A 15,574-nucleotide genomic window follows, 5' to 3' on the forward strand; every position below is an offset into this window, starting at 1 on the left:
TTGCCCGCGTTTGCCGATGCCCGTCGTACCGTCCGTCCGATGAGCACCGCCCGGTCTTCAGTGCCTGCCCCGCCGCGCGTCGTGGACTCGGTCGGCGGCGCGCAGAGCATCTTTCGCGTACTGCGCATTCTGAAATACGTGGGGGCGGCGCCCGCGCGCGGTGTCGGCTTGACCGACGTGGTGCGCGATATCGGCCTGACGCCGCCCACCGCGCACCGCATGCTGTCCGCCTTGCTGCAAGAGGGCTTCCTGTCGTTGAACTCGAAGCTCAAGACGTACAGCCTGGGGCGAGAATCCTATATCTTGGGCTTGGCGGCGGAAAGCCGGCACGGCATCAAGGCCATCGCCGAATCTGCGGTGCTGCGGTTGGCTGAATTCACCGGTGACACGAGCTTCCTGTCGGTGCGCTCGGGTCACGAGGCCGTTTGCGTGGATCGCAAGACGGGCGACTTTCCGATCAAGATCCTGACCTTGGAAGTCGGCCACCGCAGGCCGCTGGGCGTGGGCGCGGGCAGCTTGGCGTTGCTGGCCTTTTTGCCGAACGACGATATTGAACGGGTGCTGGCGCGCTACGACGCCACCACGGCACCGGATTTGCCGTCCACCGATATGCTGCGGGACGACATTGCCGCAGCGCGCAAGCTGGGCTATGCGTTGAACCCCGGCCGCATCATTCCCGACATGGCGGGCGTGGGGGTGCCGGTGTTCGACCGCGAACAGCATGTGGTCGCCGCGCTGAGCGTCGCCGCGATCCGATCACGCTTGTCCGGCCCCCGTCTGCAAGAGGTGGTGGTCGCCTTGCAACGCGCCGCGGCTGAACTGTCGGCGGATCTGCTGCCGCGCACCTGAGCGCGCGGCCGGCCTAGCGGCCCGCGCAGGCCTTGCCGCCGTCCACCGGCAAGCAGACGCCGGTGATGTACCGGGCTTCGTCGCTGGCCAGGAACAGGGCGGCGTGGGCGACATCCCACGCATCCCCCATGCGGCCCATCGGACTGGCGGCATTGCGGCGGCGGCGCATCTCTTCCACATCCTCGAACTGGCCTGCAATCTGCTGGTAGATCAGGGGCGTGTCGATCACGCCGGGCAGCACCGCGTTGACGCGGATATTGTCCGGCGCGTAGCGCACGGCCAGCGAGCGGGTCAGGTGGTTCAACCCCGCCTTGGCCGCGTAATAGGACGTGTAGGGATAGGTGTTGACCTGAATCGAGGCCAGCGACGAAATGTTGACGATGCTGCCGCCTCCTTGCGCCAACATGGCGGGCAGCACGTGTTTGCAGGTCAGGAACACGCCGGTCAGGTTGGTGTCGATCACGCGGTGCCAGCTTTCCTCGCTGGCTTCGATGGGATCGCCCATTTCAGTGATGCCCACGTTGTTGTGCAGCACGTCGATGCGGCCGGCCATCGCCAGCACCTCCTCGACCACGGCCTGGATTTGCGCGGATTGGGTCACATCGGCGGTCAAGGCCGCGCACAGCCCGCCCTCGGCCTCAATGACGCGCCGCGTTTCCTCGGCGGCCTCTGCCCGCAGATCCACGGCGAAGACCCGGGCGCCTTCACGCGCGTAAAGCGTGGCTGCCGCTTTGCCGTTGCCCCAACCCGGGCCCGACGATCCCGCGCCAAACACCAGCGCCACCTTGTCCTTCAAGCGCTGTCCCATGTCATTCCGCCGAAATATGCGCGAAATCGGCGACCTTCTTCCACTTGGCCACGTCGTCCCGGATCATTGCCGCAAAGGCATCGGGCTTGTCGGCGACGACATAGGCGCCCACCCCGGCGTACTTGGCCTGCACCGCCGGGTCTGCCAGCGCCTTGCGCGAGGCGTCGTTCAGCTTGGCCAGTACATCCTTGGGCAGGCCAGCGGGCGCCAGCAGGCCGTTCCACATTTCGGCGTCGTAGTCGGGCAATCCGACTTCGGCGAATGTCGGGATGTCGGGCAGCTGAGGCAGGCGCGTCTTGGCCGCGACCACAATCGCCCTGACGCTGCCGGACTGGATGTGGGCCATCGACGAGGCCGCCGTGTCCCACAGGATCGGCACCTGTCCGGCAATGACGTCGTTCAACGCCGGGCCGGTGCCGCGATACGGTACGTGCATCATGTCCAGCCCGGACAAGGATTTGTAGTATTCCATGGCCATGTGGGTGGCGCCGCCGTTGCCCGACGACGCATACGAATACTTGCCTGGCGCGCTCTTGATCAGCGCGACAAAGGACGCATAGTCCTTGGCCGGGAAGTTCTTGTTGACGACGATCACGCCCGGCACCCGGATGATCTGCGTCACGGGCGTGAAATCCTTCACGGCATCGTAGGGCAGGTTCTTGTAGACGGCGGGGTTGGTGCCGTTGGTGCTGGATGTGCCCAGCAGCAGCGTATAGCCGTCGGGCGGGGACGAGGCCACGGCGCGGGAGCCGACCGTGCCACCGGCGCCGCCTCGATTCTCCACCACCACGGTCTGGCCGATCTGCTTGCCCAGCGCTTCGGCGAAGATGCGGCCCACGACGTCCGACGTGCCGCCGGGCGGGAAGGGCACGATCAGGCGGATGGGGCGGTCAGGGTAGGTGCCCTGCGCCGCCGCGGCGCCCGTCAGCGACACGGCCAGGGTGGCGGCCGCCAGCGTAATCCAGGTTCTTCTCTTCATGGTGATGGTCTCCTCGCTTCGGTATTGTTGTGCGTCGTGCTGTTTTTGTTATGCCTTTCAGGGCCGGGCTCAGGCGATGCGGTCACCCGGCTTGATCTTGGCCGCGCGGCTGTCCACGCCGGGCAGCATGTACGCCGGGTCACGGGTCACCACGACGTCCAGGATGGTGGGACGGTCCTTGCAGGCGTAGGCGCTGGCCAGCGCGGCCCGGATGTCGGCCGGATCCTCGACACGGATGCCGTTGCAGCCCAGCGCGCGCGCCACATTGGCGTAGTTGGTCTCCACCAGGTCGGACGATTGGTAGCTGCCGCTGCCATACATCAGGTGTTGCAAGGCCTTGATGTACCCCGATGCGGCGTTGTTGACGACGACCAGCGTGAATGCCAGGCCCATGCGCACTGCGGTCTCAAGCTCACCCAGCGACATATTGCAACCCCCGTCGCCGGTCAGGCTGACGACTTGCCGCCCAGGTGCTGCTGCGGCGGCGCCGATGGCGCCCGGGATGCCATAGCCGATGGACGCGAAGCCGCGATCCGGCACGAAGCCGCGGCCAGCGCGCTTGGTGTCGAACAACAAACCGCCCCAGTGCGCGGCGAAGCCACCGTCGGCCACCAAGATGCCGTCTTCCGGCAGCGTCGCGTTGATTTCATGCATCAGGCGAGCCATGCCGATCGGGCTGTCGGCAGAGGTGAGTTTGGCCTGCACGGATTCGCGCCAGGCGTGCATGGCCTGTCCGACTTCGTCCACATAGTCCTGGCGATCCGCGCGCTGGGATGTGGGTTGGGCGGCCATGCGTTCGTCCAGTTCTTCCAGCGTTGCCCGCACGTCGCCCCACAGCCGCAACGCGGGGGTGGTGGTGCGGTCGAATTCCTCGGCCACGATATCCAGATGGATGATGGGCGTGCCGGCAGTCAGCAGGTCATAGCGTCGAGTGGCGACTTCGCCCAGTTTGCAGCCGACGACGAACAGGCAATCCGCCTTGGCGATCAGATCGTTGGCGATGCGGCTGTAGCGGCCGAACAGGCCAGCGTTCAGCGGGTCGCTGCACGCGATGGCGCCTTTTCCGCTCATGGTGTGCGCAACCGGGATGCCGAAGCGGCGCGCAAAGGCCTCGACGGCGAGGGCGGCGTCGCTGATGTGGACGCCGCCGCCGCACAGCATCAGCGGGCGGGCGGCGCCTGCCAGCATGCTGGCGGCCTGGGCCAGGTCGTCGGCGGCGGGCCGGCAGCGCAGGGCCGGCGCACGGCGGTAGTTGGCGCTGGAATAAAAGGCATCGGCGTCGAAGACGTGGACCTCATGCGCGATGTCTTCGGGAACATCCAGCACCACGGGCCCGGGGCGGCCGCTGGTGGCCACCGCGAAGGCGCGGCGCACCAGTTCGGGAATGCGTTCGATTTTTTCCACGCGCAGCACATCCTTGACCACCGGCCGCAGCACTTCCAGCTGACGGGCCTCTTGCGTCATGTTCTTCCACGAGTGCATGCGGTGGGAATCGCCCACCAGCGCAACCAGCGCGGTGCCGGCGTTATAGGCTTCGGCCAGGCCGGTGACCAGATTGGTGGCGCCGGGCCCCAATGTGGCGTCGCACACGCCCGGGCGTCCGCTGACCTTCGTATAGGCGTCGGCCGCGAACACGGCGCAGCGCTCGTCGTTGATCAGGTTGTGGTTCAGCTTCAAGCGCCGCACGGCGTCATAGAAGGGCAGCAGTTGAAAGCCGCCCATGCCGAACATCAAGCCGACGTCGTGCGCGGCGAACATGCGGGCGATGGCTTCGCCGCCGGTGATTTCCAGTTTTTCCGACATGCGGGTAGTGCTCCTAGTAAGTGCCGCGCCCGTTCAACAGGGCATCGATAAAGGCTTTCAATGGGGTGCCGACGCGGCAGCCGAGTTCTCGGGCGCGGGCGTTCGCGCAGGAAATGATCCCGTCTTCGTAGCAGGACCGGGCGTCGCCAATGCGTGCGCTATCGGCCGATACGGTCAATGCCGCGATGCCCCTTTGCTGTAGCAAGGGCAGTCGGCCGATTCCCGCGCTGTCCTTGCCGATGCCGGCATCGTTGAAGGTGATCAGGCGGGGCGATGCCTTCACACCGTCAACCTGCAAGCCGGCCAGCCGTTCTCCATGCGAAGCCGTGACGGCAATCAAGCCATCGTCCCGCGAGTCCAGCAGCGATACGGAGTCGGCGCCAATCACCCGTGGGGCGCCGTTGGCGGCGGTTTGAAGGACGACGCGGGATTCCCGCAATGGCGCAGGCAACGCAGGAAGGGGGGAAGAATGAGCCAACCGGGCGGCGGCTTGCGCCACCGTCATGCCGGGCCGGCAACCCAGCGCTTGCGCCAGGGCATTGGCGTGGCTGATGACGCCATGGCGGGCCATGTCCGCCCCATCGCCGATTCGGCAACTGCGGTAGTCGGCCGTTGCCGCGGGCACGCCCCATTGCTGCAAATCTTGCAGGCCGGCGATGCCGGCTTGCTGGCGGCCGACACCGGCGTCGTTCAGCACCACGGCGCGAACCTTGCCGCGTGCGGCGCAATAGGCCGCATAACTGCCACCATGCGATCCGGCGATGACCACCCGGCCGGCATCCGCATCGCCCAGCTTGGTGATGCTGTCGAGCACGCAAGCATCGATAGCGATCGATTGATATTCCATATTATGGATTTGTCTCTATTCTCAAAGCCCTGGTCCGCGCATTTCGACGCATCCAGCGGTGTCTTTGTTTGTTCTGATTGATGCTGCCGATTGATTCTACGAGCGCGCATTCACATGCCGCAATGCAATCTCCATATTATGGAAATTGATTTGCATGGGGGTGGGAAGCATGGGCGTGGGAAGAATGGGCGCGCGCATCCCGCGAGACATCGGGGGATGGGGGAGGGAACGGCAAGGTTGCGCGGAAGGCGCGGGTGTCGCGGCCCCGCCGCGTGGACGCGCGCGGGGGCCGGAATAGGCAGGGGGGGCCGAGCAGGCCCCCGTCAGGCGCTTACTTTTCCCAGCCGCCGCCAAGCGCCAGGAAGACGGCGATCTGGTCGCTGCTAAGGTCGGCCTGGGACGCGGCGAGCGCGCTTTCATTGCTGGCCAGCGTGCGTTCGGCGTCCAGCACCGTCAGATAATCGGTCTTGCCGTACTGGAACAGCTGGCGGGCTTGGGATGCGGCTTCGGCGCTTTGGTCGCGTGCGGCGCGCAAGGCGGTATCGCGGTCCAGTTGCCGTGCATAAACGACTAGTGCGCTTTCCGTTTCGCGCAGTGCGTTCAGCACCGTGGCGTCAAAGCGCGCGACGGCGGCCTTTGTGTTGGCTTCGGCTTCGGCGATGCGGGCCTGCACGGCGCCGGTGTTCGGAAGGGTCCAAGAGATCAGCGGACCCACGCTCCAACTGAAGGTGCCGCGGTCGCCGAACAGGGTGGCCGGGCCACCGGAGGCCGCGGACAGCCCCAGCGTGATCTTCGGATAAAGGTCGGCGGTGGCCACGCCGATGCGTGCCGTGTTGGCGGCCAGCGTGCGTTCGGCTTGCCGAATGTCGGGACGGCGGCGCAGCAGCGCGGCGCCGTCACCCACGGGGATGGTCTCGGTCAGGCGTGGCGCCGTCGCGCATCGCAGCAGCGTGGGCGAGATCTCGTTTGGCGTCTGGCCCGTCAAGGCCGCCAGACGATACAGCGCTGTGCGCTGCTGCGACTGGAAGGGCGGCAGATTGGCCTGCAATTGTTCAAGCTGGCTGCGGGCGCGGGTCACGTCCAGGGTGGTGCCTCGGCCGGCGCGTTGCAGCCGGCTGACGGCGTCCACGGATTCTTTCTGCACCTGCACCGAATGCTGGGCCGAGGCCAGCTGCATGCCCGCCGCGCACATGTTGGCATAGGCACGCGCGGTTTCGGCCGCGACCGTGACGCGGGTGGCGTCGTAGGCGGCCTGGGCGGCTTGCTCATCGCCGCTGGCGGCTTCGATGGCGCGGCGGATCTGGCCGAACAGGTCCAGCTGATAGGACACGCTGGCGCCCGTGGAATACGACCACCGGTTGGGCGGATTGATGCCGGGTTGCAGCTCTTGCAGACCGGACACGTGGCCAAAGGTGGGCGATGCGTTCACGCCGACGGTGGGTTGCTGCTGCGCCTGCGTTTCCCGCACGGCGGCTTGCGCGCGTTCCAGGTTGGCGCTGGCGACGCGCAGGTCCGTGTTGGCGGACAGGGCTTTTTCGACCAGGCCGTCCAGCACCGGGTCGTTGTACAAGCGCCACCAGTGCCCAGTCACCGCTTCCTGCTGGAATACCCCTTCCTGCGCTTCGATGAAGGCGGCTTGCGCCGTCTGCCGTTGCGACACCGACCCGGCAGGCACCTGATAGTCAGGGCCCACGGCGGAGCATCCGGCCAGCGCAAGGGCCAGCATCAGCGGCAGGAGGTGTTTGGTGTTCATGGCAAGTACGGCTTGGCGTCGAGGGAATGGGTTGAAAGGAAAGGGTTGAAAGGCAAGGGTGGCGAGTGCCGTGTGCTCAAGACGGCTGGCGCGTGGCCTGAGCTGGCATCGGGTCCACCGAAACGGTGGCTGTTTGGCCGGCGACCAGGCGCACGCCGTCGGGTACGGCGTCGATCTTCACGCGCACCGGAATGCGTTGCGCCAGACGGACCCAGTTGAACGTGGGGTTCACGTTGGGCAGCAGGTTGGCGCTGATGCTGCGGTCGCGGTCGGCAATGCCCATGGCGATGCTCTCCACGTGGCCGCTGATGCGGCGCGAATCACCCATCAGCGTCACGGTGACGGGGTCGCCTTCGTGGATGCCCGGCAGCTTGGTCTCTTCAAAATAGCCTTCCACGTAGAACGAGCCTGCGTCCACCAGCGCCATCACGCCACGGCCGGCAGAGGCGTAGGAGCCCGCGCGCAGGTCCAGGTTGGTGACACGCCCGTCGCTGGCGGCCACCACGCGGCTGCGCTCCAGATTCAGGCGGGCTGTGTTCAGTTGCACTTCGGCCTGGGCAAGCGCGGCTTCGGTTTGCTGCATCTTGGTCTGGCTTTGTTCAACGGCTTCGGCCGCCACCAGCTGGCCCAGCGAGCGGTTGCGCTTGGCGTCGCGCTGCGCCTGATCGTGCGCCACCTGCTGTGAACGCACCGAGGCCTGGGCCTGGTCGAACGCCAGCTGGAAGCGCGCACGGTCAATTTCAAACAGCACGTCGCCGGCCTTCACGTCCTGGTTGTCGTGCACGGGCACGCTGGTCACCAGGCCGGAGACGTCGGGCGCGACCTGCACCACATAGGCCTTGACGCGGCCATCCCGCGTCCAGGGTTCAACTTCATAGTGGACCCAGAGCTGCCAGCCGGCGTAAGCGGCGGCCACGACGACGACGGCCGTTACCGCGAACTTGCCGATGGCGGCAGGGCGAAGGGCATTGGGGAGTTTCATACCTATCTCTGGAGAAAATAAGGGGAAATCAGGGAGACGCCATACAGCAGCACCACGAACAGCGCCAGATCGAACAGCGCGGGGTGCCACACCAGGCGGTACAGGCCGGCGCGGGCAAGCACGCGCCGCAACGCCCAGGCCACACCCAGCGTCAGCACGCCCAGCACCAGCAGCCAGGGGAAGTAAATGCCGTAGAGATTGAATTCGCCGATCATGATGCTTGGCCCTCCAGCGTGGGATGGGCGGGTTGGTAGTCGGGCGCGTCAGGGAAGAAGGCGCGGCGGATGCCCACCAGGGCCACCACGGCGCGGTCTCTTGCGGCCAAGCCTTGCGGCGTGGCTGCGACGCTGGACAGCGCGCGGTCGATCTGAGCCAGGAAGGCCGGTGTTTTTTCTTCCACGCGCCACGCTGAGCGGGCACGGAAGAATTGCGCCAGGCTGTTGAGCACCGGCTGGATGGTGGGCTCGGCCATCGGCAGATGGCGGCGCGCGCGTTGCAGTTCGGTGATGTCGCGGCCCACGCGCAGGTCTTTCAGCGCGTCGGAGGCGACCAGATCGTCCGGGCGTTTGGCCAAGGCCAGGCGCGGTTGCAGCAGGCCGATGCGGTCCAGCATGCGGGCGGCATAGGTATGGCGCGAGGGCGCGCGGGGCGAGCTTGCCAGCGTCGCCAGCTCCTTCCAATTGGCAGCCTGGATGCGGCGCGCGCTCCAGTCGGCACTGACCGTGCGGAAGATGGCGGCGATGATCGCCGCCGTGGCCACGCCCATGCACTGCGCGACTTGCGTGTCGATGAAGGACACGACGTCGGCGGTGTTGGTGTCTTGCAATGCCATGGTGCCGAGAAAGCCGAACAGCATGGCCATTGCCTTGCCGGCGCTGGCGGGCCGGGCGATGAAGACGCCCAAGATGAACGCCGTCGGCAGCATGGACAGGGCCAGCATTTCAAACGAATGGATGGCGGGCATGATGCCCAGCAGGTACAGCGCCGACAGCGGGATCGAATACACCGTATAGGTCAGGAACTGCATGATGCCCGGCACGGGATTGTCCTGCGAAGCGAAGAAGCAGCTGAAGATCGCGGCCATCAGGGCGGCGGTGGCGCCGTTGCTCCATGCCGTGCCGATCCAGAAGGCGCAGCACACCGAAATGGCCACGCCTGCGGCCAGTGCCGATAACAGCGCCATGCCATGATCGCGGTGCAGCGCCGTGTTGGGGTCGCGGTTGGGGCGCGAGGCGCGCATCGGTGCCCGCAGCGGAGCGCCGTTCAGGCCTGCACGGATCTCGCGGCGCAACGCCAGGCATTCGTCATAGGTGTCGATCAGTTCGCGCAGCCGCGCCATCAGGCTGGCCAGCAAGGCGTCGCGCCAGGTGGAATGGCTATCGATGCTGGGCGCCAACTGGGAGACGGCGGCGCGCAGGCGCACGGCGGTCTCGTGCGAGGCCTGGGCGCCGGCATTGATCCATTCAGAGATGTCATGCAGCAGCGCGGACACGGGTTCGGGTAGCGGCTGATCATTGGCCTGCAAGGCGCGCAGCCGGTCTTCCACCGCCGAGACGGCCGGTGTCAGCGCCGAGATCTGGTCCTGCATGGCGCGCACGGCGCCGGACGTCCAGCGCAGGTTGCTGGTATCGAAAGGCACATGCGTGGACAGGAGGCGCAACTGCGTGATGTCGTTGGCCAGCTCGCGACGATCGCGGTCGCGTTGTTCGGCATTCTGTCCGCTGAGCGTGTCGTGCATCCAGTTGCGGGCATCGCGCACGGCTTTGTCCAACTGCAAGGTCAAGGCGGGCGCCAGGCCGCGCGGCAGCACGATGCTGTGGATCAGCGTGGCGCAGACGATGCCCAAACTGATTTCCTCGACGCGAGCGAGCGCCGTGTCGAACACCAGCGACGGGTCCGACACGCTGGGAAAACCGATCATTGCGGCGGTGTAGCCAGCCAGCATGAACAGGTATGACCGTGGCGTGCGGTCCAGCACCGACATATACAGGCAGGCGCCCACCCACAGCACCATCGCACCCGTCATGACGACGGGCGAATTCGACAGCCGGGGCACCATGTAAACGGTGGCGGCCGACCCGACAAAGGTGCCAACCAGGCGGTACAGCGCTTTCGAGCGCACCGCGCCCGACCAGGGCTGCGCCACGACGTACGCGGTGGTCATCGCCCAGAACGGACGCGGCAAACCCATGCTGTAGGACAGATAAAGCGCCATGATGGCGCTTAGGTAGCTCTTCAGCGAAAAGAGGGATTCGCGGACGTTCGGCAATTTCACGATTGATTGTCCTGAGGATGCGAACCGGCCGCGCCGCGGCCCAACGACACCGCCAAGGTGTCGAAGACGCGCAGGCAGGCTTCCAGGTCCGCTTCGCTGACGCCGTGGAACAAGCGGCGGCGCAGTTCCACCAAGACGTCCTCGACCTGCGCGCGCAGCGCATGGCCGGCGGGGGTCAGGTGCAAGGTCTTGGCGCGGCGGTCGTGGGGGTCTTCACGCCGTTCCATCAGGCCGGCAGCGACCAGTTGGTCCAGCACGCGCACCAGCGACGGCCCTTCGACGCCCAGCGCCTCGGCCAGCGCGCCTTGACGCACGCCGTCGCCCAGGCGGCCCGCCAGGATGACAGGCCAGGCCGTGGCTTGCGACAAGCCATAGTCGACCAACGCCTTGTCGGCAGCGCCACGATAGGCGCGCGACAGCACCATCAAATTTGCGGTGGTAGCCATGAGTTGGGAGTCGGTGGGAGAGTTCATGGAATAGATTGTATCCTATCTATTAGCTTACTAATAATTGAAAATGGCGAATATCTCCATTGATTTTTTCAATTGGTTAGATAGGAGGAGGGGGTTTCATGGGTGGGGAAATGGGGGGCAGTGATGGGTTGCGCGCGTTCGAGGGCCGTTTTCTTGGCCGGGGCGTCCGCGCGCTACACCCATCCTACGGGTCAAGCGGCATGCGGGTGATGGGTGGGAACGGGGCGCGGGTCAAGCGGCATGCGGGCGATGGGCGGCGACGGGGCGCGAGTCACGCGGTGTTGGGGCGATGGGCGACGATGGGGCGTGGGTCATGCGGCATGTGGGTCATGGACGACGATGCGTCATGGGGCATGCACGCGGTGGTGCATGATGCGCCGTGGGTCTCGAGGCGCGCGATGGCTGTTGCCGTCCGTAGGATGGGTGTAGCGCGCGGATGCCAGGGGCAAGAAAGCATGCGCTTATCGCGCGCAACCCATCGGGCAGCCGTCATGCTGTGGCCAAATCTGTTCTGGAACCAGCGCTGCTTGATGGGTTGCGCGCGTTGGAGGGCCGTTTTCCTGGCCCCGCATCCGCGCGCTACACCCATCCTACGAACCATCCATCCGTGGCAATCAGCCGTAGCAGTCCGGTGGCAATCAGCCGTTGCAGTCCCGTGGCAATCAGCCGTTGCAGTCGGCCCAGCAATTGGGCGTTTCGTACAGGCGCACGCGGGTCAGGCGCAGGTCGGCGCCGTAGTGGCCGTGATAGTGCGGCGCCAGGGTCTCGAAGACGATGGCGGCCAGGTTCTCGGCGGTGGGAATGCGGTCCAGCACCACGGTCTTGTGGTCGGGCAGGCTGTCCAGGAAGCCGCGTACGGCCGCATCGCCTTCAAAAACCAGGAAGGCATGGTCCCAGACGTCCACGATGTGGGTCTTGGCGATGTGCTTGATTTCAGAGAAATCCATCAGCATGCCGTTGTCGGACTCGCCAGGGGCTTGCACGACATCGCCGGTCAGGGTGATTTCCAGCACATAGCGGTGGCCATGCAAATTGCGGCACTGGCTGCGGTGATCGGGAATGCGATGGCCGGCGTCGAATTCCAGCCTGCGGGTCACGGAAATCATGGTGTGCTCCGCAAGGCGTCGGGGTAAATCATGGAATGCCTATGTATTTGTGAGTCTGCAAACTGAGCCGCCATTGCGGGTGCTGCATACAGTACTGGACGGCTTTTTCGGTATTGGCCACGCGCGCCGGGCCGTCCATGGGTTGTAGGAAAAAATGCTCAAAATCCAGATGCGCGAACGTTTCGGGCAGCGCATTGGACTGCGGGTAGACCAGCTTCAGCTCGTCACCGCGTTCGATGACGATGGGCGCGGTGCCTTTGGGGCTGACGCAGATCCAGTCGATGCCGGCCGGAGGCTTGACGGTGCCGTTGGTCTCGATGGCCACGGTGAAGCCGCGGGCATGGATGGCCGTGAGCAGCGCCGCGTCCAATTGCAGCAGGGGTTCGCCGCCGGTGAAGACCACGTAGCGGTCTTCCGTTCCGGGGCCCCACGAGGCAGCGATGGCGTCGGCCAGCAGGTCTGCGGTCGTGAACTTGCCGCCGCCTTCGCCGTCGGTGCCGATGAAGTCGGTGTCGCAGAAGGTGCAGGCGGCGCTGGCGCGGTCGCTTTCGCGGCCGGTCCAGAGGTTACAGCCGGCAAACCGGCAAAATACCGCCGCGCGGCCTGCATGGGCGCCTTCGCCTTGCAGGGTCTTGAAGATTTCTTTGGCGGAATAGGTCATAAGGGGGTATTGGCGAGCTGCGGGTAGCCGTGCGCCGTAAAGATTCGAGCAAAAGCGCACTATTTTACTGGTAGCGAGGCCGGTACGGCGAAAGACCTTGCGCGGCGTCGTCCGTGCCCGCCTGATCTTGTAGACTCCCGGCCTATGTTCCACATCCAAGATTCCCTATATCTGGACGAGCGCGACCTGACGTTCACCATGATCCGCGCCCAGGGCTCGGGCGGGCAGAACGTCAACAAGGTTTCCAGCGCCGTTCATTTGCGCTTTGACGTTCGCGCGTCCAGCCTGCCGCCCGAGGTTCAGGATGCGCTGTGCGCCGTCAGCGACCACCGCATCTCGAAAGAGGGCGTGATCGTGATCAAGTCGCAATCGTTCCGTAGCCAGGAAAAAAACCGGGCCGAAGCCATCGAACGGCTGATCGCCATGGTGCGTTCGGCCATCCAGGTGGAAAAGCCGCGTCGCGCGACCAAGCCCACCCGGTCGTCGCAGCGCCGGCGGGTCCAGCGCAAGGTCTTGCACGGCGAGGTCAAGCGTTTGCGGGGCCGGGTGCAGGGCGACTGAACCCGGCTGGCCAATAGCCCCATGCGGCACAGGGGCATGACTATATATCGAACAACAACGATATAAGATTCGATAAATTGCGATATACAAATATGACGGCATCCCCTTCACCCTTCGATCAGACCGACGCGCCACCCCGTATCGACGCCGACGCCATCCTCAAGGCGCTGGCGAATCCGGTACGGCGCGACATTCTTGTGTGGCTGAAGACACCGCAAGCGCATTTCGAAGAGCGCCCGGGCCACTCCTTTGAACATGGCGTGTGCGCGGGCCACATCGATGACCGCTGCGGCTTGTCGCAGTCCACCGTGTCCTCGCACCTGGCCGTCTTGCAGCGTGCGGGCCTGATCCTGGGAACGAAGGTGGGGCAGTGGGTATTTTTCCGTCGCAATGAACCCGTCATTGCCGCGTTCCTGCGGCAGTTGAATCAGGATATGTAGTCAGCCGCTACAAGAAACGCCCCCTTGCCCGGGCGGAAGGATTTTGCATGAGCTCCCTGTTTGAACCCCTGCGCGCCGGCGACCTCACGCTGCGCAACCGCATTGTCATGGCCCCGTTGACCCGCCAGCGCGCAAGCGAAGGCCGCGTGCCCAGCGATCTGATGGTCGAGTACTACACCCAGCGTGCCGACGCCGGCATGATCCTGACCGAAGCCACGTCCGTCACGCCCCAGGGCGTGGGCTATGCCGATACCCCGGGCCTGTGGTCCACCGAGCAGGTGAAGGGCTGGCGCAAGGTCACGTCCGCCGTGCATGACAAGGGCGGCCTGATCGTGGCCCAGCTCTGGCACGTGGGCCGCATTTCCGACCCGGTTTTCCTGAATGGCGAATTGCCCGTTGCGCCCAGCGCCATCGCCGCCGGCGGTCACGTCAGCCTGGTGCGTCCGAAGCGCCCCTATGTCACCCCTCGCGCGCTGGAAACGGCCGAAATTCCGGGGGTGGTGGAAGCCTATCGTCACGGTGCCAAGATGGCGCAGGAATCCGGTTTTGATGGGGTGGAAGTGCACGCCGCCAACGGTTACTTGCTGGATCAGTTCCTGCAAGACAGCACCAATCACCGCACGGATCAGTACGGCGGATCGCTGGAAAACCGCGCCCGCCTGTTGCTGGAAATCGTGGATGCGTGCATCGAGGTCTGGGGCGCCGGGCGTGTGGGCGTGCATTTGTCGCCGCGCGCCGATTCGCACACGATGGGCGATTCGGACCTGGCGGCCACATTCACTTATGTCGCCACCGAACTGGGCAAGCGCGGCATCGCGTTCATCTGCGCGCGCGAACATGAAGGCGAAGACAGCCTGGGCCCGAAGCTGAAGGCGGCGTTTGGCGGTGTCTATATCGGCAACGAAGGCTACACGCGGCAGTCAGCCGACGCGGCCATTGCCGCAGGCCGCGCCGATGCCGTGGCGTTTGGCGTGCAGTACATCGCCAACCCCGACCTGAAGCGGCGCTTTGAACTGGATGCTCCGCTGAATGCGCCGGAATCGTCCACGTTCTATTCGCAGGGCGCCACCGGCTACACGGATTATCCGGCGCTGCCGTAAGCGGCAATCACCCGGCGGCGTCTCAAGCGGCATGGCGACCCCGGTTCAGACCTAGAACACCGCGCGCATCGGATACGTGAACAAGCCGAAGTGCGCGGCGTTCAGGCCCAAGTGCGCCACGACGGCGGCGGCCAGTCCGCCATACCGATAAGCCGTGCCATAGGCCACGCCCGCCAGGCCGGCCAGCAGCATCCACTGCCAGCCACCGGCGTAATGCGCCAGTCCAAACAGCACGGCGGCCACGGCCACGGCAGCTTGGGCCCCCCAGGCATGGCGGCGCCAACGCGACATCAATTGCTGCTGCACATAGCCGCGGAACAACGCTTCTTCGGCCAGCGTGACCAGCAGCGCGTTATTGATCAGCCAGATCCAGGCGCTGTCCGGCCATTTGGGTTCCCAGCCCACCACCCCCAACGCCAACGCCACTCCCAGGCACACCAGCACCGCCAAGGCGCAGGCCCCCAAGGCCGACGCCACCGTGGTGCGCGCCTGGGCGCCAGCCATGGGCGGCGCCAACGCCAGGATCACCCAGAAGGCCACCAGCGGCTTGTCCAGATTCAAGTACATGTCGAACGGCACCGCGTCCGGGCTGAGGGGCGCGGGGGCGATGACCTGCGGATTATGAAAACCGGGCAGCAGATGCAGGAAGAGGGCCGCGGCCACGGCCACGAACAAGACATGGCCCGTCAGGCGTGCGGTGCTGCCAGAAGTGGGCCGCACGCCAATCGCTGCCAGCAGGAGCAATGCAGGCCCGGCCAGCGCGATTGGTTCAATCAGGCCGTCCGCCCAACCCCAGGCCCAGGCGGCGGCCAGGGGGGCCAGCGCCCAGCGGCGCGTGGCGGGCGGCCACAGCAGGGCGGCGGCAAGAAACAGGGCGGACCAGGGGGATAGCAACGGCATCGGAACACACGGGCTGCGGTGAAGCGCAAAGTGTAAG

The 15,574-nt window shown here is 65.7% G+C and carries 16 protein-coding genes; 4 read left to right on the forward strand and 12 right to left on the reverse strand.

Annotated features, from left to right (window positions below):
• The gene (locus HV753_RS01175; protein ID WP_246288108.1) at window positions 1-849 is read left to right on the forward strand and encodes an IclR family transcriptional regulator; all 849 of its coding nucleotides are present in this window, start codon (window positions 1-3) and stop codon (window positions 847-849) included.
• 13 nt (window positions 850-862) lie between these two features.
• Here HV753_RS01175 and HV753_RS01180 read toward each other — a convergent pair whose 3' ends face one another.
• The 11 genes from HV753_RS01180 to queE form a co-directional block, all read right to left on the reverse strand.
• Window positions 863-1,657, reverse strand: a complete 795-nt coding sequence (locus HV753_RS01180) for an SDR family NAD(P)-dependent oxidoreductase (protein WP_175172593.1) — start codon at window positions 1,655-1,657, stop codon at window positions 863-865.
• A gap of 1 nt (window position 1,658) precedes the next feature.
• Window positions 1,659-2,636 (reverse strand): Bug family tripartite tricarboxylate transporter substrate binding protein, encoded by a 978-nt coding sequence (locus tag HV753_RS01185; RefSeq protein ID WP_175172594.1) that lies wholly within the window; start codon window positions 2,634-2,636, stop codon window positions 1,659-1,661.
• Between the two features lie 69 nt (window positions 2,637-2,705).
• Window positions 2,706-4,439: a thiamine pyrophosphate-binding protein gene (locus HV753_RS01190; RefSeq protein ID WP_175172595.1), complete on the reverse strand. Its 1,734-nt coding sequence runs from the start codon at window positions 4,437-4,439 to the stop codon at window positions 2,706-2,708.
• Between the two features lie 13 nt (window positions 4,440-4,452).
• A complete protein-coding gene (locus HV753_RS01195) occupies window positions 4,453-5,286 on the reverse strand; it encodes a hypothetical protein (protein ID WP_175172596.1) in 834 nt (277 codons plus the stop codon).
• Between the two features lie 331 nt (window positions 5,287-5,617).
• Window positions 5,618-7,039: an efflux transporter outer membrane subunit gene (locus tag HV753_RS01200; RefSeq protein WP_175172597.1), complete on the reverse strand. Its 1,422-nt coding sequence runs from the start codon at window positions 7,037-7,039 to the stop codon at window positions 5,618-5,620.
• A gap of 76 nt (window positions 7,040-7,115) precedes the next feature.
• Window positions 7,116-8,021, reverse strand: coding sequence for an efflux RND transporter periplasmic adaptor subunit (locus HV753_RS01205; RefSeq protein ID WP_175172598.1), 906 nt, complete (start codon window positions 8,019-8,021; stop codon window positions 7,116-7,118).
• A 2-nt stretch (window positions 8,022-8,023) separates the two neighbouring features.
• Window positions 8,024-8,236 carry a DUF1656 domain-containing protein gene (locus HV753_RS01210; protein ID WP_175172599.1) on the reverse strand — a complete coding sequence of 71 codons (213 nt, stop codon included), beginning with the start codon at window positions 8,234-8,236 and terminating at the stop codon, window positions 8,024-8,026.
• Entirely contained in the window at window positions 8,233-10,296 is a 2,064-nt protein-coding gene (locus tag HV753_RS01215; RefSeq protein ID WP_175172600.1) for an FUSC family protein, read from the reverse strand. The genes HV753_RS01210 and HV753_RS01215 overlap by 4 nt, the downstream gene beginning before the upstream one ends.
• A complete protein-coding gene (locus HV753_RS01220; RefSeq protein WP_175172601.1) occupies window positions 10,293-10,769 on the reverse strand; it encodes a MarR family winged helix-turn-helix transcriptional regulator in 477 nt (158 codons plus the stop codon). The genes HV753_RS01215 and HV753_RS01220 overlap by 4 nt, the downstream gene beginning before the upstream one ends.
• Before the next feature lie 662 nt (window positions 10,770-11,431).
• Window positions 11,432-11,875 (reverse strand): 6-carboxytetrahydropterin synthase QueD, encoded by a 444-nt coding sequence (gene queD / locus HV753_RS01225; RefSeq protein ID WP_057282957.1) that lies wholly within the window; start codon window positions 11,873-11,875, stop codon window positions 11,432-11,434.
• 28 nt (window positions 11,876-11,903) lie between these two features.
• Window positions 11,904-12,536 carry a 7-carboxy-7-deazaguanine synthase gene (gene queE / locus HV753_RS01230; protein WP_175172602.1) on the reverse strand — a complete coding sequence of 211 codons (633 nt, stop codon included), beginning with the start codon at window positions 12,534-12,536 and terminating at the stop codon, window positions 11,904-11,906.
• A 144-nt stretch (window positions 12,537-12,680) separates the two neighbouring features.
• Here queE and arfB point away from each other — a divergent pair, with 144 nt between their 5' ends.
• The 3 genes from arfB (at window position 12,681) to HV753_RS01245 (ending at window position 14,637) form a co-directional block, all read left to right on the forward strand.
• Window positions 12,681-13,097 carry an alternative ribosome rescue aminoacyl-tRNA hydrolase ArfB gene (gene arfB, locus HV753_RS01235; protein ID WP_175172603.1) on the forward strand — a complete coding sequence of 139 codons (417 nt, stop codon included), beginning with the start codon at window positions 12,681-12,683 and terminating at the stop codon, window positions 13,095-13,097.
• A gap of 92 nt (window positions 13,098-13,189) precedes the next feature.
• Window positions 13,190-13,537, forward strand: coding sequence for an ArsR/SmtB family transcription factor (locus HV753_RS01240; protein ID WP_175172604.1), 348 nt, complete (start codon window positions 13,190-13,192; stop codon window positions 13,535-13,537).
• A 47-nt stretch (window positions 13,538-13,584) separates the two neighbouring features.
• Window positions 13,585-14,637 carry an alkene reductase gene (locus tag HV753_RS01245; RefSeq protein ID WP_175172605.1) on the forward strand — a complete coding sequence of 351 codons (1,053 nt, stop codon included), beginning with the start codon at window positions 13,585-13,587 and terminating at the stop codon, window positions 14,635-14,637.
• Window positions 14,638-14,688: 51 nt separating this feature from the next.
• Here the strand turns inward: HV753_RS01245 and HV753_RS01250 are convergent, their stop codons facing one another.
• On the reverse strand, window positions 14,689-15,537 hold the full coding sequence (locus HV753_RS01250) for a CPBP family intramembrane glutamic endopeptidase (RefSeq protein ID WP_175172606.1): 849 nt from the start codon (window positions 15,535-15,537) through the stop codon (window positions 14,689-14,691).
• Window positions 15,538-15,574 lie beyond the last annotated feature (37 nt).

Origin of the sequence: Achromobacter pestifer (assembly GCF_902859625.1) — a bacterium.
In the GTDB taxonomy this organism is placed as follows: domain Bacteria; phylum Pseudomonadota; class Gammaproteobacteria; order Burkholderiales; family Burkholderiaceae_B; genus Achromobacter; species Achromobacter pestifer.